Raw genomic sequence first — 23,465 nt, forward strand, 5'->3', positions numbered from 1 at the left:
CCTCTTGGATCCTCTCAGTCACTCATTAGATAGGAGTAGCTCATTGTCTTCAACAGTCTTTAGATTTTTCATTACATGTATATAGCTTGGGATTAAAACAAGTACAGAACCTATCCAGGCAAGTGGGCTATCCATAGCGGCACCGAGGAATCCTAAACTTGGTATTAAAATCAATCCTGCAAAAATTCTTGCGGACAGTTCAAAAATTCCTGCAAGTGTGGGTGCTGCCTTTTTACCTAGCCCTTGTAAAGTATATCGGATAGTAAATAGTATCCCTAACACCCAATACATACTGCTATTTATAAGAAAATATTTATTGGTCAAATCTAGAACCTCAGTTTGTCCAGGTCCTACAAACATTTGCACCAGATTCTCACCAAATAAGATAATTAATAATCCTATGAAGAGAGATAGTGTGCAATTTAGAATCATGGTTTGATGTACACCTTTTCGAATTCTTGTAATTTTTTTTGCACCTAAATTTTGAGCAGTATAGGTTGCCATTGCAATACCAAATGAGGCAGATGGTAAAATAGCTAATTGGTCAATCCTGCTTGCTGTCGTATATGCAACAATAGAGGTTGTACCCAGAGTATTAAGCATTGACTGTAAAACGACTGTACCAATAGCAATAATTGATTGTTGAAAGCCCATTGGCAATGCAATTGAAAGATGACTTCTAATATCGATCCATTTGAAGATAAAATCAGTACGTTCCAACTTTAACTCTGGGATCTTATATTTTATGTACAGCAAACAACAAACTGACGAGAAGATTTGCGCCAAAACTGTTGAAACAGCTGCTCCTGTAATACCAAAATTCAATCCTACAACCATTATCAAATCAAGAATAACATTTATAAAACATGAAATAACTAAGAAGAATAGCGGGGTTCTCGAATTACCTAAAGCCCTAATTTGACTATTTAAAAGATTGTAAAACATTGTTGCGCCCGATCCTAAGAAAATCACTCTAGAAAATAGTACCGCATCATCTATTATTTCTGACGGTGTCTGCATATATAGCAACAATGGTCTACTAAATATGTAAGAGAATAGTGTCATAATTATTGAAACACCTAAGGTGATATAAATTGACGTGACGAAACTGCGTGTAATTTCACTCTTGTTTTGATTACCGAATGCTTTAGCAGTCGGAATTCCTAATCCTGATGTCATCCCAACTGCAAAGCCGATAATTAAAGATATCACACCGCTCGTCGCGCCCACTGCGGCTAATGCGTTTACCCCAATTGCTCTTCCTACAACCAATGCGTCAGAAAAATTATACAGTTGTTGAACTAAATTCCCAATAAGTAATGGAATTGTAAAGCGTACAATTAATTTTATTGGTGACCCTTTTGTCATTAGTTTCAGTACAAACACTCCCTTTTATATAAGCTGATTATCAATGTAAAATAATACATGTTAAACACATGTTTAAGTCAAGATAGATTTACACTTTATATTTCAATATGATAGAATGCATTGAACTTAAACTCAACTTTAAAATAAGGGGACGAAAATTATGTATTATACAATTGGTGATATAGCAAAAAAAATGAATCTACCTACCTCAACAATACGCTTTTACGATAAACAAGGATTGTTACCTTTCTTAGAACGAGATAAAAATGGTCGTAGAAGGTTTAAAGAGAATGACCTCAACTTTTTGAGGGTGATTACTTGCTTAAAAAAAAGCGGCGTATCCGTCGATGTTATAGTTAAATTTGTTGGCCTTTGCATGGAAGGTGATACTACGCTAAAAGAGCGGTTCGACTACCTATCAATGGAAGAATCAAATTTAGTTAATAAAATAACTGATCTAAGCAATCAGTTAGACTACTTGCGATATAAAAAGTGGTATTATGAAAAGGCATTGGAAGCAGGAACAGAATCTGTGAATTATGTTGAAGGTACCACATTGGTTAATCCTAATTTATATAACGAGTATCTATCTTTAGCTTCGAACAATGATCCACAAAATCTCTAATATTTAATCGCTGTTTATCATTGACTTAAACCAGTGTTTAACCTATATAGTGAGTAATTAAGTACTGTAATACAACCAAATTATTATGAATGGAGCGTGTTCTTAATGAAAACTGACTTCCTATGGGGAGGGGCCTTGGCTGCACATCAATTTGAAGGTGGATGGAATACTGGCGGAAAAGGTCCAAGTGTCATTGATGTCTTAACGGCTGGTACTCATAGTACACCAAGAAAGATCACAGACACTATTGAACCAAATGAGTTTTATCCTAATCATGAGGCAATTGACTTCTATCACCGGTTCAAAGACGATATCTCTTTATTCGCTGAAATGGGATTAAAATGTTTACGGACTTCTATAGCTTGGACTCGTATTTTCCCTAACGGAGATGAAGAAGTGCCCAATGAAGAAGGACTAGCGTTTTATGATGAAGTTTTTGATGAACTATTGAAAAATAATATTGAACCAGTTATTACTCTTTCTCACTTTGAAATGCCCCTTCACTTGGCAAATGAGTATGGTGGTTTCCGGAATAAAAAAGTCATCGATTATTTTTTACGGTTTGCCAAAGTGGTACTAAAGCGTTATCAAGACAAAGTGAAATTTTGGATGACTTTCAATGAGATTAATAATCAAATGAATACCAACAATCCTTTATTTTTATGGACAAATTCCGGTGTAAAAGTTCAGGATGATGAGCATCCCAAAGAATTAATGTATCAAGTTGCACACAATGAATTAGTCGCTAGTGCAAAAGTTGTCATTGAAGCGAAAAAGATAAATCCTGCTTTGCAAATCGGCTGTATGTTGGCATTTGTTCCAGTATATCCTTACTCTTCAAATCCTAATGATGTAATGGCCGCTGAAGAATACTTGCGACAACGTTTCTTTTTTGGCGATATTCACGTTCGAGGTGAATATCCTAGCTATGCTCTTAAGGAATTTGATCGTGAAGGATACAAAATCGAGATAACAGAAGAAGAAAAAACTATACTAAAAGAAGGAACAGTTGATTTCGTTGGGTTTAGCTACTATATGTCTACTACTGTAAAATCAAATCATAGCAATGAATCTGACGACGTTGTTAGCGGAGGAATCTCTCAATCAATTGACAATCCTTTTATCAAATCAAGTGACTGGGGCTGGGGGATTGATCCTGTTGGTTTACGCTACTCATTAAACTTACTCTATAATCGATATCAGCTACCTTTGTTTATCGTCGAAAACGGTTTTGGACAAGTGGACGAGCTCACTGAAGATAAAAAAATACATGATAGTGATCGTATTTCTTACCTTCGCGATCATATCATTGAAATGAAAAAAGCAGTTGAGTATGACGGGGTTGATTTAATTGGTTATACACCTTGGGGAATTATAGATCTTGTATCGTTTACTACCGGAGAAATGAAAAAACGGTATGGGATGATCTATGTAGATAGACACAATGACGGCTCTGGATCGCTTAATAGGTATCGTAAAGATTCTTTTATTTGGTACAAGAACGTCATTGCATCAAATGGTAAAGAAGTATAAATAATTCCCTCGATGTTAAAAATACCCTTGTGATCAATTCAATTATTACAAGGGTATTTTTATAGTTAAGAATGTAAGTTCTCGTCTTACTGTATAAATTAGATAACACTGGAGCATTTAAAAATACAACATTAGATTTGACTTAAATATATGTTTAGGTGATTTAATTTATTTGAATAAATTTTGAGGAGGAATTTAGCTATTAATAAGACAACTTATCCCGCCTATACTGTAATCACTTTTATGTATTATTTTTGTTTAGGAATATTCGGTTCAATCCTAACTATTTATCTGCAATCTATTGGGAAAACTAGTTTAGAAATTTCTTTCATCATTTCAAGTAATTTCATATTTTCACTACTGGTAACACCCTTTATAAATATAATTTATGATCGCATTAATAAAAAAAAATTCATCATTTCTCTAATAACTATTTCATCAAGTATTTTTGTAGTTATATTTGCATTTAGTGAACATGTTCTAGTTTTATTTATTACATCCGGATTAGCTTTATCTATTGTACAAAGTTTAGGACCAATAATCGATAAACTCATAACAAGCAGCAGCTATACTTATGGATCCATTCGTGTGTGGGGGGCAGTTGGTTTTGCCTGTTCAATTCAATTATCTGCATTTGTTGTGGAATCATTTAATAGTAAATTTATTTTTTTAAACTTCATTATTGCATTATCCTTATTATTCCTTTCGTTACGAAAGATACTAAACACCGTTCCTATAGATTTAGATCAGACCTCTCATTCTCAGAAACATCGTAAAAGTATCTTATTAGATAAAAACCTTATCCTATTTTTCATTTTAGCATTCTTGTTTAATGGCATTACTGGGGTTAATAGCACATACCTGCCTATATTGTATCAGGATATCGGCGTGCCGATATCTAAAATAGGTACAATTCTTTTTCTTGGAACCTTAATGGAGATACCTCTCATACTATTCTCAAAACATTTTATGGACAAATTTTCCAGCAAATTTCTTTTGGTTTCTTCATTTTTACTTTTGATTATTCAATTCTCTTTTTATAGTTTTGCAAGCAATCAACTACTAATCTTCATGATTACTATTTTAACAAAATCGTTAGCTACAATGCTCTTTATTATGATCACACTTAAGGTTATCATCAATATAGTTCCCGACAATCTAGTGGTAACCATTTTAGCCTTGACTAATACCATAAAGTCGTTGGGAAGTTTCGTTAATCAGAACATAAGTGGGTTGATTTTAGAAAACATCGAAATACGACAGTTTTATTTATTACTAACTATTGCTTCTTGTATAAGTCTAATTTTGGCATTCAATATGAGAATAGGGAACAAGATAAACTCATTTAGTTGATTACCAATATAAGAATAACTTATCTTTTTAAATGTCATTACTCAGATAAGACTTTATCGCTGTTTTGGTTGGAATAGTAAGAACTAGTTAATGATGGTCAAAAACTATTAAGTTTCTGACCTCTCGAAGAAATTCCATAATGACCACAACTTGAATACTTAGCTGAACATAATTAATTGAACTGCTGAAGAAGCCATGAAAGAAACAATTGAAAAAGGATCAAAAACTCAAAAGTTTCTGACCCCTTGTTCGACTTCACTCGTTTAGTTCTACCTCTGAATATGCTTCTTTGTATTCTTCATTGTTTAATCCATAGTAGGCGACTGTTCTTTCACGAAAGTTCATCTCATAATTGACGATCCCAGATGCCCATGTCGCCATCAAAAATTCTGTAAAAGTTGTCTGCCCAGCTTGATCTGCTCGTAAAGCTTTAATTAGTTTTTCTTCCGAAAAAGAAGGAAATGGAGCGACCTGGTCAATTAATGCCTTTCCTGGAATAACCAAAACCTCTTCACCTAAAAAATAAAAACTGTCACCGGAAGGGAGATACCAGCTTTTTTTAACGAATCCTTCCTTTCGCAAACATTCAGCTAAATAGGGAAAGCTACCAATTTCTGGTTTTACACTTTATAACCGATTCATAGATTTTTTAAACGTTCAAGTAATTTCATGGAACACCTCAATCAATTTTGTTTGTGAACTTAGTATAGCATTTTATTAAAGAAACGTTCTATTAACTAATGAAGTAGATCAACCTATGACTTTTAGAATAGACTTACCAACACTCAACGCACATTAAAAATGAGTGAAGGCTTTGGTTTTGTTTTAAGATCGTAGCCACACAGCTCTTTGAAATAGGTACAATAGTCCGTTTCGACCATGCGAATCAATTCTTCAGTTGAAAAATCTTCAAATCGGATCAATTCTTCTAATAATGTTAATTTAGCATCGATCCCGAGGATCTCTGGGAAGACGATCCAAAAATTGGCTTTTGCGATTGTACCTATTAACTCATCAAATCTTTTTAACTGCTTGTCCAAGTATGCAGATAACACTTCTGAGTCTCTATTAGATGACTCGATCTTCTTTAAAAAATATTCTTTGTACTCTTTTTTTGTGGTCATTTCTTTCCTTTCTCCTTATGGGTGCCCACAAGGCTTAATCTCTAAGAACTATCAATAGTAGATTCTCTTGATAATTTTCACTGATGAAGGGTGGAAACAGGTACGATAAAAAGGAAAAGAGAACCTTCTCTTTTCCTTTTTATCTCAATTTCCAGGAACAGCACTAAGCTCCCAAACTAATGTTGTCGAATACTTGGTTGCTTCAGGGTTCGCCGCTTTTGGTACATGTAAAGCGACACTTTCTCCAGCAGTATCTGCATTCCCAAAACGGTAGATCCAGGTTCCTGTGCCTTCATTGCCTTCGGCTCGTATCAAGGTCCGCTTGTTTCCTGGAATGAGATTTAAAGGATTCGTGGCTTGAAGGGACGGTTCTTTCCCACCTTGTGCGGTCACTAATTGTTGGTTCATCAGTTGTAGCTGCGCACCAGCTAACTCAGTTTTTGTTTTAGTTTGAAATTGTTCCTTTTGAGTGACGGCCAGTTGCCAGCCGTTGCGCTCATTTTCTGACCGTCGGTCACTGACTTGGACATAGTTTGGTCGTTCTTCGTCTTCATTGACTGTCCCATCTTCGTTCAACAAGCGTTGTGGCTGTGCGTAATAGGTTTGATCATGAGCTGAAATCGCTTGTGAACCAAAATCGAATTGAGAGACAAAATCAATACTTAGTAAGCCTTGATCTTCTGGCAATTCCGGTTTATTTTCCGGATCGACCTCTGCATCTGGATCCAATGGATCCACTGGTGATACCGGGCCAACCTCGCCAACGATTAGTGTTGTAGCCGGTTCAAATGTTACATCGTGAAACGTTAATTCAGTGGCTGGGTTGATATTTCCGCGAGTATTATTTGTTTCTGGCGGATTAACAACTCCTGCAGCTACAGCTGATCCTTCTGCATCTCGTAGAAAGACTTGTATTTCATCATCCATTTCTAAAGAAACCTCACTTAAGTCTAATGTAAACTTACCATCAGCGTCTACCGTTACTGCTTCAGTATTGAGTGGGTCGCCATTATGTGTAGCTGTTACTTCCGCATCAATATTATCCGTCATCCCTTGGATCGTGTTACTGTCTTGCGCAATGATTGACGAAGAAAATTGTGCCGGTGTTGGTGGTATGATTGGAAAAACCTCAACGGTTTCCGTTAAAATCTGGTGTTCGAAGCCATCCGTAAGTTCCCCACTGGTTAGTTCAACTTTATTGATTCGAACTTTCGATCCTGCTTCTAGCGGTTCATCTAAATCGATTTCAAAGAGTCCGCCACGCGGCTCTTCGCCATAAATACTGATTCCTGGTGATTCATTTGTATCACCAACCGTTTTAGCCGTATATTCTTTTTTGTTTTCTCCAGAAGGTGATTCTACTTCTACGGTCACAATTGCTTCATCATCCCAAGCAGGACGACTATCATCTAGCCCGACTGGAAGACTCACTCGCCCATAAATTTTCTTATCAGCATTGGTTGGCACTCTTAATTCATCTGCGATTGCCCATCGGCCATTATTGGAAGACAGCCTACTGAATTGAGACAGCCCACTAGTTCCAATAACTGATGTGTTCAGTTCTTCCGGGCTACTTGTGCTAACCAATCTAGAAAGACTTGAACCTGAGAATGAATAGTCAAGTCTCCGAAAATTAAAGGTAGGGTCGGAATCTAAATCACTTAATCTTTGCCACAAAGCTAAATCACTGTTTGAAGCAGTTAATGTGGATGCACTATCAGTCGAAAAGACAACTCCACCATTTGATTGTAAATTTCTAAAGTCTAAGAACAAAGGATTATCGAAGTTTACATTCAAAGTAGAAACATTAAATGTACCCGAAGCTGTTGTGGCAGTGTTGCTAACAGCTGAGAAATAACCGCCATTACTTACTTCTAAATCCATAGAGAACTTTGTATCCCCCCAAGAATTTGTTATAGCGGCACCATTTTCAGCTATAATTGACACTTCAGATCCTGGGTCCTTTACAATAAATTTATTATTGTTTCCATTTCTAAATGATACTCCTGCGTTTGGAGCTCCAATTTGACTATCGCTAGGTGTACCATTTCCTAAATTATTTATATAAAGCTTTCCACCCTGCTCTACAGAAACTGTTGAATTGCCTAATCCCATACTTAAACCATGACGATTGGTCCCATCTGTTCTTTTTATGTCAACTATACTTTCTGTTGTAATCTTTAATAACTGTACAGCCGAGTTATAACTACTTAATGCCCCTTCCATGTAATTCGTAGCGGGGCGATTGATAGAAGAATTCAATTCTATTAAAGATTTTTGTTCAATAACCATACTAATTGCGTTAAACCACATTGATCCAGCCATAATAGTTGAATTGGTTATTGTTGTATCATTACCGTTTTTAATCCCTATTATACTACCATCCACATCAATTGTACTGTTCACTATTGATGTGTTACCATCTTCTGTTTGTAAAGTATCAATAGCATAACCATTCGCTAAAGCAGTTTTTATCAAAATATCGCTACTTTGTATACTTATTTCAGGAGCTCTCCCATTCACCATGATACCTCTACGTATTCCAGATATGATATCTATAGTAACTTCTGAGTCAGTAACTTCCACAACAGGAGCATTCCCTCGTAAATGGATGGCGTTATTAGCCGTTTCTGTCGCAGCGCCTGTTCCACTGGTTGTCGTGACAGAAACCTTAGAACTCTCGGTAACCGAAAGTTCTGGGCGAGCATTGTTATTCCCAATTTGTATATTTTCCAACGCTCCAGTCCCTGCACCTGTAATTGATAGTTCACTCTTATTACTCAATGAAAGCAATGCATCTGTTCCTTGTAAGATCATCCCTTGCGAAGCGCCAGTATCAGTCATCAATAACTGACTATTATCCAGGAGTACTTGTGGCGTTGCCCCCAGCAAATAAATCCCTCGTCCGGTTGTCGCTTTCATGTCTAATTGACTATTCTCTAAATTCAAGACTGGATTTGAGCCAATCAGGTTCATTCTTTGGCCAGTTGTTGATTGAATCGATAGTTCCGATTCATTCGCTTCAAGTACCGCGTCACTTCCCGATAAAGTCATTGAAACTCCTGTCGTTGAAACGACTCTTGCACTCGATTTGTTTAGTGTCATTTTCGGAGAAGTTCCAGTAAGATTTAGTGTCTGTCCAGAAACTGTCGTTACATCAAATAGGCTATCAGTAACGGATAAATTTGCATTATCACCATTTAAGTACACCCCTCTTCGTGCATTAGAAGTTATTGAAACTACCAGTTCTGATCGACTAGTGACTGTTGCTTTTGGATCAGCACCTCGTAGATGAATGGCGTTATTTGCCGTATCTGTCGCAGCGCCAGTTCCACTGGTTGTTGTGACAGAAACCTTAGATTCACCGGTAATCGAAAGTTCCGGGCGAGCATTGTTATTCCCAATTTGTATATTTTCCAACGCTCCAGTCCCTGCACCTGTAATTGATAGTTCACTCTTATTACTCAATGAAAGCAATGCATCTGTTCCTTGTAAGATCATTCCTTGCGAAGCGCCAGTATCAGTCACAAGTAACTGACTATTATCTAACTTTACTTGTGGCGTTATTCCCTGTAAATAAATCCCTCGTCCGGTCGAGGCATTCATAATCATCTCCGTGCTAGCTAATGATAGTAATGGGTTGGCACCAATCAAATTGATTCGTTGTCCAGTGGTACTTGTAACATTTACCACTGATGAATCAAAAATTAGTTGTGGCGATTCACCAGTCATGTTCATTGTAATGCCCGTCGTTGAACCAAGCTGAATCGTGCTATTTTCTGACGAAAAAGAGGAGTGATCGCCAGATATATTTATAGCTGCTTGTGTCGCAGAAGTAACGGATATCTCAGAATTGTTGATTAAAAGCTTCGCATTGTTTCCAGCCAGATGCATGCCTCTTTTAGCTAATGTACTTATGACTGTCATTCGAGCGTTTGAATTCATCGTTATTTTAGGGGTGGTTCCCGTTAGGGAGATCGTATTATTCGTTGTATCTGTAGGTGCTGCTGTTGTCCCAACAGTAGCTACATTCAATTCTCCACTTTGCAAAAAAACTTCAGGGCTTTCTCCTCTTAGATCAATCGTATTTGCCACGCCTGCGGTGGTTGTGATCGTAACTGTTGCTCCCTGTTCTACCGTAAGCTTGGGATCCGCCACTGTGGCAGAAGAAAAGAAGACTGTCGCATTCCCTCGACTAATCGTGACTTCAGCTTGGTTGGTTGCTAAGACCTCTTTTGCTTCGATGAACGTTTGTGCAGAAGTTGTACGTGTAAAGTTTGATACACCACCTGTAAAGTGAATGCTTCCTTCAGGAAGAGAGGCTAATCGCATGGTATTCGCATTCACTTCAGTTATATCTTCCAATTCAACGGTCCAATTTTTACTACTATCTACCGTTGCGTTGATTAATGGTGTAGCACCAACTTTTGTCAGTGTCGCATTTTCAAGTCGAATGGTGCTTGCTTGTGTTACTTCTTCTAGTTGAAAGTAAAACCCATTGATACCAAAAGTCAATGTATACCCATTCCCTTGGATAAGTAACGGACGATCCACAGTTAGTACGTTTGCGGTAGCCTCTGTCAAATTGGCTTGAACAGAAATGATCCCAATAGCTGGATTGCCAACTGCTCCTCTAAATTCTGCCATCGTAGCGACTTCTGCTGTTTCTCCATCAAAGACGGTCGGTTCAACCACTTGTGACCCCTCATCGGTCTCTTCCTCATCTGTTTGTTGCTCCTGCGGAGCTTCTGATACAGGCTCACGTACTTCATCTGCCGGTTGTTCATTTTCTTGCTCTTCTTCTCTTCCATTTTCTTCGTTTAATTCCTCTTGTCCTGCTTGATCCTCATCGGACAATTCTGTTTCTTCGACTGGGACTTCCTCACTCGTCTCTTCTTTCTCACTGATCTCTAGATGAGCCGTCGTTTCTTCCACCGACAGTTCATAGTTTCCCACCTGTTTAACTACTAAAGGAAGGACAAATGTCTTTTGCGCACGCTTTGACTGAACGAGCCATTCATTAGGCTGTGCTCCTTCCTCAACTGAGATCCCTGTTGGTAGTTGATCTTTCAAGAGCGTTGCTTCTTCTGGTAAGAATACTCGTGCTTCAGACACTTCTTGATCAGAAAAGAATGTCACTTGAAGAGGTTCTTCTACCGTTCCTTGCATCCGAGAACGAGTAAAGAAGAAGCGCGGGTCACTGATCTGTTCTTCCTCCAGATAGTTTTTCATTGGCGGAAGTTCCATTAGTTCTTGTTCCTCAGTGTCCATCGTTGTCTCTGCGTAGACCATGCCGACAGGCATGAATACCGCTTGCATGATCAAGATGGTCGTCCCTAACATAAGCATCGGTCGTCTGAATCTCGTGGTCATTTCATTCACTCCTTCTTACTGTTCTTGCTCGTTTGCTCTTGTTTTCTTCTTTTGAATCAGTAGATACAAAATGACGCCAAGTAAAAGTATAACCAAGACAATTGAGCCAATCATCCACCAGTTCAAGCTTGTATCAATGGTCACATCTGCTCGATTCAAAGATCTAGCTTCCTCTGCATCAATGGTAAAGGTCCGCTCCCATGACCACTCTTCTTCACCAGATATTGCTCTTAATTTCAATACATAGTCGCCACTTTGAAAGCGATCGCCTTCTAGCGAGATTGGAAAATCAAAATGAGAATTAGGCGCCATCTGCATCATTTCTTCACTGGCTTCATAGAGAACCTCATCTTCTCCTGCTCGTTGAACCGTTGCTTCCACCGCCATTCGGTTGACGAAAGTGGGCGTAAAGTTCTGGATCGTTGCACTGATCACATTTCGATAGTTTAATTGATCCGCAAAAACAGTTAACAGGTCAAGATCCGGTTGGACCGAATCCCGAGAGTTACTAACAACGACACCGACGACATAGGCAAATTCATTTTTGATTGCCACGCCTTCTTCATTGCTGGTCGTTTCTTCTTGTTCCTCTTTGACTTCCGTAATCCGTAAACCGCCAGCTAGAAATCCCTCAAATAATTCTTCAGGCATATGTAATGGAACGGTGATTGTTTTCGTTTCATTTCCTGCTAGTTCAATGACACCCGAAGGGTCGATCAATTCATCCAGTGAAAACAGTAGACTGTTATCTGGTTCTTGGGCATCTTTGCCATACTCCACGACCCCATGAACATTGGTATAAGCGGTATGTGGGGTTACTTGTACTTGAATTGGTTCACTACTAGCATTTTGTAGTTTCAACGCTAAGGTTTCTGTTTCTCCTGCGGCCAGATTCAAATCAAAGTACCTATTGGATCCCTCAATTTGGCTTTCAGGAAATTCCGGCGTGACATAAAAAGAGAGGGTTTCCTCCGCTTGAGCGACTGATGGAAAAAAGACAAGAAGGAGAGAGAATAAAGGAAGTAGCCAGCAAGTGGCTTTAAGTGGATGATTAGCTAAGATTGATTGTTTCAATGGTAGTCTCCTTTCTTAGAAAAACAGCGCCACAAATTTCCTGTGACGCTGCCGAGAGTTTCAAATCAGACGATGAAAAGATTCTTATACTTCATCTCCAGGGGTTGAGGTTAGCTCCCATGTTAGAGTTGATGTATAGGTTGTTGCATCTTTTGCCGTTGAACCTGGGATCGATAATTGAATGGCTTCATTTTCAACGATTTCAATCTCGTCATCCGCAAATTTTGCGTTTAAGTCTTCTTGGTCTCCCCAAACAACAGAAGAGGCCCCTGCTCCTTGTCCTTGTGCTGCCGTCATCACTGAACGTGCTGCTCCGTTTGGCAGTAGTGTTAATCCAGCTGAGTGTGCAATAGGAGCATTTTCAGTATTCGTTCCTTCGTATTGAATACGAGAATCCACAAATTCGATCTCAGCACCAGTCAATACATTATTTTGTGTGTTTGATGTAAAGTCTGAAAGGCTTACTTGTAAATCCCAACCCTCGTTTGTTCCACGAACATCTTGTACTTGGGCGAAACTTACATAAGGAACCTGACCAGAACCATCTGCTAGGTTTGCCACTTCAGCCACCATATTGTAAGTTTGGTCTTGATTAGAGATTACTTGAGACCCAAAGTTCATCGTCGCAGCTTTTACGATTGACAAAGGCCCTGTAGTCCCTTCAACTTCAGGAGGGATAGTTACTCCTGGTTCAGTCTCAGGAGGAAGTACTTCTAATGGTCCTTCTTCATCAGCTGAAAATTGAATTTGACCATTGGTTGTGACTTCTCTTACTTCATCAGCAGATACTGCAGTAGCTGCTCCTGCTAAAATAGTCGTTGATAGTGCGGCAATTGTTGCTAAACGGATAAATTTCATATGATAATTCCTGCTTTCTTCTTGTTTTAGTTTTGTAGTTGTTTGTTTTTTCGTTTCCACAAAAGAAAGACGAAACTGATGATCAAAATTCCTAACCACAGGAACCATGGATGACCGATCTCATTTGTTTGTGGTAACGTTTCTCCAGGTTTGGCTACGTCATTTATTGGTGGTCTCACGATACTTTCAGGTGGTGTTGGATCAGGTGTACCAATTGGTTGATAGACACCACTAAAGCCAATCGATCCAGTTGTTTCAGTACGCTCAACTTCTACTGCCTTTACATTGGTAGTTGTTAAAAACTGAATAAATAACATAACTAATAATACGATCGATTTTTTTTTAATATATTCATATACCTCCCCTAAATTAATCCAGTAATATTTTTTGTGATTCGTATTAAATATTACGATTTATAATTTACTAGAATAGAAACACCATCGAAAGTCTTTAATTGCGCACCCCCTAGAAGTTTTTGGTATAATCGGTTTTTTACTCTTCAAGAAATAACTTCAAATTAAAAACAACGCTAAAAAATTAGATCTGAAATCTAATTTTTTAGCGCTCTCTTCAAAAACTTTTTTGATTTGATATACATATAAGAATCGAATCCATATATTTTCATCGCTATTTCTCATATACGACCTTATCTAACCTTACATCCTTTCCTAGTTGAGGATTGATCATTCTTAACAAGTTGTTCCAATCCGATACATCTGGTAATGACTTAAAAACTAGATAGTCTACACTGGCTAAAAATTCTGTAATGTAATCTCCTTGATTTGTCACAAAAATATCAATTTTATTCTCTGTTAAAAACTTATTGTTTAGTTTGTTCATGTTTATAAAATATATTTGGTGATGTGCACCTAAATATCGAGAGGCCTTCGACTCAATAGATCGGGAAAGATAATAAGACCCTTCTAAAAGAAAAGCTATTTTTTTAGGATTTGGCTTGTGCAAGTCTTTGATAGATTCTACAGTTAATGTTAAGTTAGCTACTAAATCATCAATGAATTTAGTCGAAACATTTAATACAGCCCAATTTTTTTTTATAAATTGATAGGCTATCTTCATACCTTCTGGATAAGCACTATTTGCAAATTCATTGATCCCAGTAACATTCCTATTAAAAATTGGATGTATATTATCCAATTTCTGAACTGCTGTAAAAAAAGAATGCACATAATAGGATAAATCCGGGTTCATCAAATACAATTTCGCATCGTAAATAGATAAAAATGAATGCGATAATTTTTTTAAACTCATTTCTTTATCAAATTGATTACAAAAATCTTTTTCTCCCCCAATATCATTGATTGTTCTTTGACAAGCACAGTAAAGATAGAGAATTTTTTTTCTTCTTGAGGAATAATAACGTCTTCTTCACTATATACATATGCATCTAATGCATGAAAAAAATTTTTTTCATGCTCGCTATAGACGAATTCATTCATTGGCTTATTAGTTTTTAGATATCTTTTACTTTTAACCCGTTGAATCATTATGTATGCATAATAAGAAAAATCAGACTGTGACACATTTGTATTGAACTTAAAATGATTAAGCGTAGTATACTCTTCTATAAATTTTCTGATTTGATCAATTGGCAATAGTGTATGCGGTACAATTTCTACTTCGTAGTAAAAATCTTTGTAAAATTTGCGAATATTTGCTTCTCCTCCTAGTAAATCAACTGGGGTTAAAGAAAATTTCAATTCATACTCTTTTAGTGTCTCTTCCGCACTCATCAAATATCTCTTCATTGTGCTCTCAGACAGATGAAACTTAAATGCCCATTCCTCAAATGTGTGAAGATTGCCATTAAGGATACTCTTTAAAACAATAAAAAGAACTTCCCCTTCGATCAATTCTCTTTTTCTCACGTGATATAAATCAGGATTGATTTCTTTAAAAAAGTAGCCAGCATATTCAGAAGATATCTCAATCGATGAACCAAAGTGCTCTCGCATCTCTCTGATATCAGTACCTATAGTTCGCATACCAACGTTTAACGAATCAGCAATTTGTTTTGAAGAACATACACGTGATCTTTCCAACATATCCAAAATTTTCAACCATCTAATTGTAACTTTATTAGTAATAAACTTTACCTGTAAATTTTCCAACGCACTTTCCCCTACCTCTAACTTTTATTCAACAATTTTATACTTTAGTTAATATTAGGAATTTAATTCATATCCATAAATATATTCACCATAATTCTTTTAGTCAATCGATACGTATTAGTCACTTTAAAATATGAATTTTTGAAGTTTGTTCATTGATCAATTTTCATTCTTTAAGAGGATAACATGCTTTTATGTAGTTATATAGTTGATTTATTTAATATTTTCACTTTTCATAAACTTTGTTAGATTAAAGCAAATCTTAAAAGAGGCCAAAAACTTAAAAGTTTCTGACCCCCTCCGAGACTTGTCCTAATAATCATAAATCTAAATTTTAATTTAACAATGATTTTATTAATTCGGGAAGAATCCATTTCACTCTGGAACCATGGCCAATTCCCAAGTCAAAACTGAATGGTAGATTGTCGCATCTTTTTCTGTTCTTCCTGGCACTGTAAGCAAGATATTCGCATTTTTAACCATGTTTGATGTTTGATCCGACAACTGATTCTCTAGATCGGATTGATTACCTAATACGAAGGAAGAAGTTCCGGCTCCTGTTCCTGAAGGTGCTTCCATCAAAGTTACCATACCTGTATTTGGTATTAACTGTATGGACGATTCATTATTAGAGGGTGCGTTTGCTTCATTACTTCCTTCATAGTGAACTTTTGGATCAATTAAGTTTATTTCTGCTCCTTTAAGGAGATTGTTTCTAGTCGTTGAAGTGAAGTCGCTCAAACTCAGATTCAATGTCCATCCTTCATTTGTTCCTCGCAAATCTTGTATCTGGACAAAACTGACATAAGGAGTTTGTCCTGATCCATCCGTTAATTCTGCCAATTCTGCATTCATTTCGTAGGTCTGATCTTTTGTAGAAATCACTTGACGTCCAAAGTCCATCGATATTGCTTTTACAATCGATAATGGGCCTGTTACTCCCGGGGTATCGGGTGGGATGGTCACTTCAGGACTCGTTTCTGGAGGGATGACAATTGCCTCTTCTGCGTTAGGTAGAAACGTAATTTGACCATGGGTATCAATATTTTGGGCGGGGTTATTTGATACAATCTCATCGACTGCTTGAGAAATAACCGTTACATTTGAAAAAACGCGTACCTCACGACTATTCTGATAGGTGAGAAGCAGTTCTAATTGATGTTGTCCGACTTTCGTTAGCACTTCCGGATTGACAATTTTAATACTCGGTCTCTCCTCATCTATATCATGGGTTTGATCCACAAAATCAAATGGGTCATAGGAAGAACCGATTATCAATTCGACTGTACGGCCAATAGGAAAGGAATTCAGAGTGGGAATTGGGCTGCTTTTGTACTTCTCATAGATGGAAGAATCAATGAGACTTTCCCAACTATCAGGCATTTTGGCATATTCTTCTGTCGACCAAAACTCTACATCTAATATCCCATCCGACGTATCATCACGTGTGTTTCCAGATACATAAGTTGATTCTCCTTTAAACCCTTCAAGCGCTCTGTTCATAATCAATAAAGAACGTCGACGATTGGCTGGAATATTGTGATAATTGACAAAATGATTGTCGATAAAAACGCCATTAAACACATTATCCTTGCCTGTATGTCGATTGTATTCAATACCAATCGCATATTTGTCTTGCCATTCTTTAAAATCAAATATATTATTTGCGACTAACCAATTGGATAACTCTGCAACTTGTCCTTGCGTAAAACTATCCCCTAAACCAAATTCAGGTGTTTCATACAGTATGAGTCCCGTATTACGCAGGTAATTGTTCATAATCGTAATATTCCGTCCTGATTTAAATTTAAAGCCTCCTGCTGGCCCGTTTTGTAATCCACGTACATGGTTACCAATCACTTGGATATCTTGAGAACCTCTTAAGTAAATCGCATGGTCGCCAACAACCTCATGACGATCTTCATTTTCGTACATTTGATGGAAAAAATTGTTTTCAATTAACACATTCTTCGCATTGCTATATGAATTTACTCCGCAAGAAAGATAGTTTTGTTCGTTGTGCCCCAGCTGAACGTCTCCCAATTTTATGGCAGATTGAAGACGATCAATCGTTTGAATGATCGAATCATTACTAAAACTTTTGATTGCCTCTAATTCATTTATCTTCAGACCAAATAAATTATCGGTAATTTGAACATTCTCAATATACTCGTAGCGACCGATAGTTGAAAAGCCACCGATATAAATGGCACGATTTTCTGTATCTGGTGTCGCATGTTCGTGATCTCGCATAAAAATATTATTTTTTAGGATAGCACCCTTTGATGTTTGAAGACTAACAGGATACAAAGAGACTGGATGATAAAAAATATTGTCATTGATGGTGATATCATTCGCCAACCGTGTAAAAATCCCTACACCATCAAAAAACAATTTCCTGATCTCTATGTTTTGACTGGTATGATAATTTTCATCTGATAAAACAATGTTCTCTCCTGTCGTATTTTTTAAAATTGTTGGACGCTGTGGGTCACCTTCTAGTTTTATTCCGCTTCTAAGAGTAACACTCTTATTCAAAATATACGTGCCAGCGGGAATGTAGATTTTTTTTGTGGTTCTATCCGCATAATCAATAATTTCTTGTAATTTATCGGACTGATCTGCAACACTGTTTTTTTGTAAAGCTTGTATCCCAAAAAGTGATTCATCTGTTGCATCTAGCCAGCCAGCTTCCAATAAAGTGGAGACTGTTTGGGCTTGTGATTGAGCATTTGTTTCTAAGGGTACTATGAGCCATGCGATTCCCATCAAAAATAGGGTGAATATAGGGTAAGTTATTGCTTTTATCATTCTCTTGTTCCAATCATTTTTTTCTTTTGTATCAAGTCTCTTGTAATATAGGGTACGTGATTTACAAAACACTAAAAATCATTGACGGCTTATCTTTCATTTTTAAGTCGTATCCACACAATTCCTTAAAATAATTGGGATAGTCATTTTCAATGATTCGAATAATTTCTTCATTTGAGAAATCGTCAAATGGGATCAGTTCAGTCAATAGAGTTAATTTTGCGTCCACACCTAAGATTTCAGGAAAGACTTGCCAAAAACTCTCTTGCGAAATACTCTCGATTAGTTGGTTTAGTTTTTGAAACTGCATATCCAAGTAAGCAGTTAACATTATCCTTTCCTTTCCTGCTTGATCAAGAGCCATCTGAAACTGTTCTCTATATTCGTTCTTTGTTTTTAATTTAGTCATCTCTTGTCTCCTCTTTTATTAACATTGATAATCAGGGTGATAGCAAAATTAGTTACTATCACCAATCAATCACTCTCAGTGCTCGCTTGATTTCTTTTTCTTCAGGTATGGCTGGTAGGTACACCACATGCGGATTGTCTTTTAGCATCTTCTTGTTCGATAGGGTGACTCGACGACTGAAAGGGGCGTTTTTAACGTCCTCTAATAAATAGTAACCTTTCGTTTGTAAGTGATAGCGAACCACCGTTTTTATCCATCGCTGTAAGGCGGGGCTGCCTACTAGTTGGAAGGTAAGTACTAATGATCGTTCAAATCGCTTTTTACTCTCGTAATAGTTTTCCATCAGCTGCTTAAAAAATTTTTCTTCTTCTGATTCTGATTGTCTTTTAGTTAATTCTTCTTTCGCTTTGTTTGAGTATATTTGAAAGAATTGAACCATCAAAGCGATCAAAGTTTCAAAAAAAGCCCCCGTCACACTATCAAAATTTATAACAGAAAAATAATGCCCACTCTTAAGAAGAAAACTGTCGAATAAATTCTCTCTGTCTTAACGAGTTTAAAAACTGTTCTTCGTTTAAAGACAATAAAAACAAGGCTGCTTTTTCTTGCGGTGGGAAAGGGAGTGTAACTGTTTCATCCAGTGCGACAACGATTCTTTCTTGCACTTCCTCTTGGCCTTTTTTCACCTGTAAGCAGTGTCCTTGATCGATGCGCCATTGCGCCAGTTGGCGCCACTGATTCAGACGGATCGGATCTAGCGACCAATGGGCAGGCTTAGTGGGTTGATCGAACGAGTCCCAGGACTCGATTCGTTGTTCCAACACGTTTGGACAAAGAGGAAGCGTAAAGTACAAGTCATGCATGAATTGCCGAATGGCGGGCTCATTTCCTTTTAATTGATTGTCTTTGTCAACGATCGTCAAATGGTAATGTTCTTCTAATAGGTGAACAAACTGTCGTTTAATTCGACCAAAACTAGCCGGAGACAGGTTGAGGATTTCCGCCCACTCTTGATTGGTCCTTCGAGTCCCGGCAAGTAACTGATCCGCATAGGAAAACAAAGGTTCTTGATCTAGTAACGCTTGTTTTTTTCTTGTATATGCCGTGGGATATTGAAAGGAAAAATGATAGCCATCCTCTCCGCCCGCAAGCAGGATCGATGCGTCAAAATACTGCTTGATTTGTTTGATATCGGATTGGATCGTTCGTTGCGTACAACTTAGTTTCGTCGCTAGGTCTTTGCCTGTCATGGTTTGATTCTCTTCGAACTGATCTAAAATCATCAACCAATGCTTGTTTTTTTCCTGATAGATCAGGTGATAAAACAACTGACTCATTGCCTCTCCTTTCTAGTAAATATCCTTGTGAATAATAGTAGAAAAAGGAAAAGAGAGATTTCTCTTTCCCTTTTTGTTTAATTGCCAGGAACGGCACTTAACTCCCAGATAAGGGAAGTGGAATAGGTAGTGGCTTCTGGATTAGCCCCTCTTGGTACATCCAGTGCAACACTTTCACCCGCCGTCTCCCCATCGCCAAAACGATAGATCCATGTACCTGTTCCTTCATACCCTTGTGCATGTAGCAGCGTTCGTCGATTCCCAGGAACTAATGTACAAGGTACGGATTGGAGTCCAGGTGCTTCCCCTCCTTGTGCGGTAATGACTTGTTGGTTTGATAAACTCAATCTCGCACCATTAAGCACTTGATTTTCTTCTCCTTTGAATTGTTCTTTTTGGGTGACCGCTAGTGTCCATCCGTTGCGATCGTTCTCCGAACGTCGATCACTAATCTGGACATAGTTTGGTCGTTCTTCTTTCTCATTTACTGTGCCATCTTCATTTAGTAAACGTTGCGGTTTGGCATAATAGGTTTGATCATGAACCGAAATAGCTTGTGAACCAAAGTCGAAGGACGAAATAAAATCAATACTTAGTTGGCCTTGATCCTCTGGCAATTCCGGTGTGTTTTCTGGATTCACTTCTACTTCTGGATATAACGGATCTACCGGTGAGACAATCTTAGTTTCATAAACCGCTCGAATCTTAGTGTCTTCACTTCCCATTGTAATAGTTGTCACTGCATTGAAGGCATTGTCAATCACGCTATCCTCTCCATTAATGATTTCCCATCGAACAAAATCATATCCTTGGTTTGGATTTGCACGAATCACTGTTTTTTCCCCTGGAGATAGTTGGGGTGTCTCTACTTCAGGCGTTCCTCCATTTATTGGATTGGCTTCTAAAACAACCTCATATTTAATTTCTTCAAATATTGCTCGAAGAACGGTATCAGAACTTCCCATAGTAAAATTAGTATTCTCTAATTCTATCTCTTCAATCACGCCGCCAGATCCAGATGCAATCTCCCATCGGCTAAATTGATAGCCCGGATTAGAAAATGCGCTAATATCTACTGTCTCCCCTTGAAACACAGAAGTCTTGTTTGACTCAGCACTTCCACCTTCTATAGGAAAAATTTCAAACGCTAAATTCTTGACTGCAGAAGTTGAAGGTCTAGATGAAAACATCGAAAAACCCGCTCCACTATTAGTAGTTGCCCGAAATTGTGCACCATTTCTAATAATCCATCCGGTTGTATTAGTACCCACAGCAGCTGCATCAATTGCGTAAGAGTCTTCAGATTCAACTACGGTAAAAGTATTTATAGTTGAAGGAAGTATCACCCCAATAAGATCATCTTTCTTGATGTGCAATGTATAACCCGCATTGCTATGATAAAAGTATATAGGTGCTTCTACTGCCAAACCGTTTGAATTCTCCAATGATATATCGGCGGTAAAGCTTGCTGGTATAGACAAACCATTACCATTACTCCACATCCTCCCAGGGGTATTCTGTATCACCATAGCTGAACTTTGTGAAACATCGAAAAATAGATTTAGATTGCTTCCAGTTGTATCTTGAACGATATCGGGAAAAATATACTTAATAGCTGACAGGCTCCCAGAATCGAGCGGCCTACGATCGAATGCTCTCATCCAACCAAAACCTGCTGGCAGGCTAGAGTTAGATGCTTGGACATAATGATAAGTATCTGGTATCAATTCCGGACGTATTAATTGGTCTCCTCTACTTATAATCAAGGGGAAATTATTGATATTCCAATTTCTTGGTGAAGTCTCAGAAAGTTGAGCGGCACTATTTTTCTGATAACCCAAATCATCCTCAGTAACATAGTCTTGATCTGATTTTTCTTCGATTGAATCGTCCTCATCCATTTGTGTTTTTTCGTGATCACAAATTTCAATTTTCACTATATCTTCTGCCATAGCAACCTCATACATCCCTGTTACCTCGAATACCAGAGAAAGAACAAACGTATTTTTCGCCCTTCCTGACTGAACGATCCATTCATTAGGCTGCGCCCCTTCCGAAACTGAGATTCCTGTTTGTAATTTATTTTTTAAGAGTGTTGCTTCTTCTGGTAAGAATACACTCGCTTCGGACACTTTTTGATCAGAAAAGAATGTCACTTGAAGGGGTTCTTCCACCGTTCCTTGTAAATGAGATTGATGAAAGAAAAACTTAGGATCGCTAGCTAGTTCCTCAATGGGATTTTGAAAGTTAGATAACTTCATTTGTTCTTGTTCCTCTGTATCAGTCATTGTCTCTGCATAAACCATGCCGGCTGGCATGAATACGGCTTGCATAATTAAGATGGTCGTCCCTAACACAAGCATTACTCTTCTTAATCTTGAGATCACTGCATTCACTCCTTTTCATTACTCTTATTCGATTGCTCGTTTTTTCTTTTATGGAAAAATAAATAAAGATTGATTCCAAGTAATAACACAAGTAACATGATTGAACCAATCATCCACCAATTAGTACCTGTGTCAATCGTGACATCTTGCTGATTCAATGCTCGTGCTTCATCTGCATCGATGGTAAACTTCCGATCCCATTCCCATTCCTCTTCCCCTGAGGTAGCTTTTAGTTTCAACAGGTACTCCCCACTGCGAAAACGATTTCCTTCTAAGGAAATCGGAAAGTTGAAATTGGAGTTTGGCGCCATTTGCATCTGTTCTTGACTGGCTTGGTATAGAATTTCTTCCTCGCCCACTTTTTGAACCGTAGCTTCAACTTCTAAGCGATTCACGAATGTCGAGGTGAAATTTTGTAGATTGGCGCTGATCACATTGCGATAGTTGAGTTGATCGGCAAAAACATCTAATAAATCTAAATCAGGTTGCACGGCCTCTTGTTTGTTGCTCACAACCACCCCGATGATATACGCAAACTCATTTTGGATGGCGACGCCTTCTCCATCGCTCGTTTCTTCCGTTGTGTCTTCTTTGACTTCGGATACCCTTAAGCCCCCCGCTAAGAATCCTTCAAAGGCTTCTTTTGGCATCTTCAGATCAAGTGTCACCGTTTTCGTTTCATTGCCACCAAGTTCAAGGATTTCGGGTTGTTCGATCAATTCATCCAGCGAGTGCTTGAGTGTGGGATCTGCTTTTTCCGCGTCTTGCCCGTATTCCACAACCCCCATCACGTTCGTATACGCAGTATGTGGCGTGATTTTGATTTTCTTTGCGTCTGCATTGGCGTTTTGTAGTTTCAACGTGAGTTTTTCTGTCGTATCTGGTGGAAGAGTTAGCTGAAAGTAACGTTCATTTCCTGCTTTTTGATTATCTGAGAATTCCGGTGTTACATAAAAATTCAACGTTCCTTCTTCTGCACCTACACGCATCGGAGCCAACAAACTAACGAACACCATAAGCAGTACTAGTCCTGCTTGTTGGATTTTATTTTTTCGATATGTATTTACTTGTCTCATTGGTTTAC

18 protein-coding genes are annotated in these 23,465 nt (G+C 37.9%); 3 read left to right on the plus strand and 15 right to left on the minus strand.

What is annotated here, in order from left to right; all coding sequences use genetic code 11:
- Positions 1-18: 18 nt before the first annotated feature.
- Positions 19-1,377: an MATE family efflux transporter gene (locus tag CXM95_RS17270; RefSeq protein ID WP_101699608.1), complete on the minus strand. Its 1,359-nt coding sequence runs from the start codon at positions 1,375-1,377 to the stop codon at positions 19-21.
- A 151-nt stretch (positions 1,378-1,528) separates the two neighbouring features.
- Between CXM95_RS17270 and CXM95_RS17275 the strand changes: the two genes are divergently transcribed.
- From CXM95_RS17275 to CXM95_RS19215, 3 genes are all read left to right on the plus strand, one after another.
- Positions 1,529-1,993, plus strand: coding sequence for a MerR family transcriptional regulator (locus CXM95_RS17275; protein ID WP_101699483.1), 465 nt, complete (start codon positions 1,529-1,531; stop codon positions 1,991-1,993).
- Positions 1,994-2,098: 105 nt separating this feature from the next.
- Positions 2,099-3,526: a 6-phospho-beta-glucosidase gene (locus CXM95_RS17280; protein ID WP_101699484.1), complete on the plus strand. Its 1,428-nt coding sequence runs from the start codon at positions 2,099-2,101 to the stop codon at positions 3,524-3,526.
- A gap of 183 nt (positions 3,527-3,709) precedes the next feature.
- Complete coding sequence (locus CXM95_RS19215) at positions 3,710-4,879, plus strand: MFS transporter (protein WP_101699485.1); 1,170 nt, start codon at positions 3,710-3,712, stop codon at positions 4,877-4,879.
- A gap of 255 nt (positions 4,880-5,134) precedes the next feature.
- Here CXM95_RS19215 and CXM95_RS17290 read toward each other — a convergent pair whose 3' ends face one another.
- From CXM95_RS17290 to CXM95_RS17355, 14 genes are all read right to left on the minus strand, one after another.
- Positions 5,135-5,491: a DUF1398 family protein gene (locus tag CXM95_RS17290; protein WP_101699486.1), complete on the minus strand. Its 357-nt coding sequence runs from the start codon at positions 5,489-5,491 to the stop codon at positions 5,135-5,137.
- Positions 5,492-5,664: 173 nt separating this feature from the next.
- Positions 5,665-6,003 (minus strand): DUF7006 family protein, encoded by a 339-nt coding sequence (locus CXM95_RS17295; RefSeq protein ID WP_101699487.1) that lies wholly within the window; start codon positions 6,001-6,003, stop codon positions 5,665-5,667.
- 144 nt (positions 6,004-6,147) lie between these two features.
- Positions 6,148-11,376 (minus strand): WxL domain-containing protein, encoded by a 5,229-nt coding sequence (locus CXM95_RS19075; protein ID WP_233499069.1) that lies wholly within the window; start codon positions 11,374-11,376, stop codon positions 6,148-6,150.
- 15 nt (positions 11,377-11,391) lie between these two features.
- Positions 11,392-12,450: a DUF916 and DUF3324 domain-containing protein gene (locus tag CXM95_RS17305; RefSeq protein ID WP_101699488.1), complete on the minus strand. Its 1,059-nt coding sequence runs from the start codon at positions 12,448-12,450 to the stop codon at positions 11,392-11,394.
- A gap of 84 nt (positions 12,451-12,534) precedes the next feature.
- Positions 12,535-13,308 (minus strand): WxL domain-containing protein, encoded by a 774-nt coding sequence (locus CXM95_RS17310; RefSeq protein WP_101699489.1) that lies wholly within the window; start codon positions 13,306-13,308, stop codon positions 12,535-12,537.
- A gap of 26 nt (positions 13,309-13,334) precedes the next feature.
- Positions 13,335-13,625 (minus strand): LPXTG cell wall anchor domain-containing protein, encoded by a 291-nt coding sequence (locus CXM95_RS17315; protein ID WP_101699490.1) that lies wholly within the window; start codon positions 13,623-13,625, stop codon positions 13,335-13,337.
- 310 nt (positions 13,626-13,935) lie between these two features.
- Positions 13,936-14,463, minus strand: a complete 528-nt coding sequence (locus tag CXM95_RS17320; RefSeq protein ID WP_158297437.1) for a hypothetical protein — start codon at positions 14,461-14,463, stop codon at positions 13,936-13,938.
- Positions 14,464-14,573: 110 nt separating this feature from the next.
- The gene (locus CXM95_RS17325; RefSeq protein WP_101699492.1) at positions 14,574-15,437 is read right to left on the minus strand and encodes a helix-turn-helix domain-containing protein; all 864 of its coding nucleotides are present in this window, start codon (positions 15,435-15,437) and stop codon (positions 14,574-14,576) included.
- A gap of 375 nt (positions 15,438-15,812) precedes the next feature.
- On the minus strand, positions 15,813-18,248 hold the full coding sequence (locus tag CXM95_RS17330) for a WxL domain-containing protein (RefSeq protein WP_101699493.1): 2,436 nt from the start codon (positions 18,246-18,248) through the stop codon (positions 15,813-15,815).
- A gap of 61 nt (positions 18,249-18,309) precedes the next feature.
- Positions 18,310-18,657, minus strand: coding sequence for a DUF7006 family protein (locus CXM95_RS17335; protein ID WP_101699494.1), 348 nt, complete (start codon positions 18,655-18,657; stop codon positions 18,310-18,312).
- 58 nt (positions 18,658-18,715) lie between these two features.
- Entirely contained in the window at positions 18,716-19,108 is a 393-nt protein-coding gene (locus tag CXM95_RS17340) for a hypothetical protein (RefSeq protein ID WP_158297438.1), read from the minus strand.
- A 61-nt stretch (positions 19,109-19,169) separates the two neighbouring features.
- Entirely contained in the window at positions 19,170-19,994 is an 825-nt protein-coding gene (locus CXM95_RS17345) for a helix-turn-helix domain-containing protein (protein WP_101699496.1), read from the minus strand.
- 77 nt (positions 19,995-20,071) lie between these two features.
- Entirely contained in the window at positions 20,072-22,381 is a 2,310-nt protein-coding gene (locus tag CXM95_RS17350; RefSeq protein ID WP_233499070.1) for a WxL domain-containing protein, read from the minus strand.
- A 5-nt stretch (positions 22,382-22,386) separates the two neighbouring features.
- Complete coding sequence (locus CXM95_RS17355) at positions 22,387-23,457, minus strand: DUF916 and DUF3324 domain-containing protein (protein WP_101699497.1); 1,071 nt, start codon at positions 23,455-23,457, stop codon at positions 22,387-22,389.
- Positions 23,458-23,465 lie beyond the last annotated feature (8 nt).

The sequence above is a fragment of the Enterococcus sp. CR-Ec1 genome, from assembly GCF_002850555.1.
GTDB lineage: Bacteria > Bacillota > Bacilli > Lactobacillales > Enterococcaceae > Enterococcus_D > Enterococcus_D entomosocium.

Coding starts and splice junctions, on each gene's coding strand:
- CXM95_RS17275 (WP_101699483.1), top strand. CDS start 1,529: ATGTATTATACAATTGGTGATATAGCAAAAAAAATGAATCTACCTACC.
- CXM95_RS17280 (WP_101699484.1), top strand. CDS start 2,099: ATGAAAACTGACTTCCTATGGGGAGGGGCCTTGGCTGCACATCAATTT.
- CXM95_RS17295 (WP_101699487.1), bottom strand. CDS start 6,003: ATGACCACAAAAAAAGAGTACAAAGAATATTTTTTAAAGAAGATCGAG.
- CXM95_RS19075 (WP_233499069.1), bottom strand. CDS start 11,376: ATGACCACGAGATTCAGACGACCGATGCTTATGTTAGGGACGACCATC.
- CXM95_RS17310 (WP_101699489.1), bottom strand. CDS start 13,308: ATGAAATTTATCCGTTTAGCAACAATTGCCGCACTATCAACGACTATT.
- CXM95_RS17315 (WP_101699490.1), bottom strand. CDS start 13,625: ATGTTATTTATTCAGTTTTTAACAACTACCAATGTAAAGGCAGTAGAA.
- CXM95_RS17330 (WP_101699493.1), bottom strand. CDS start 18,248: ATGATAAAAGCAATAACTTACCCTATATTCACCCTATTTTTGATGGGA.
- CXM95_RS17335 (WP_101699494.1), bottom strand. CDS start 18,657: ATGACTAAATTAAAAACAAAGAACGAATATAGAGAACAGTTTCAGATG.
- CXM95_RS17345 (WP_101699496.1), bottom strand. CDS start 19,994: ATGAGTCAGTTGTTTTATCACCTGATCTATCAGGAAAAAAACAAGCAT.
- CXM95_RS17355 (WP_101699497.1), bottom strand. CDS start 23,457: ATGAGACAAGTAAATACATATCGAAAAAATAAAATCCAACAAGCAGGA.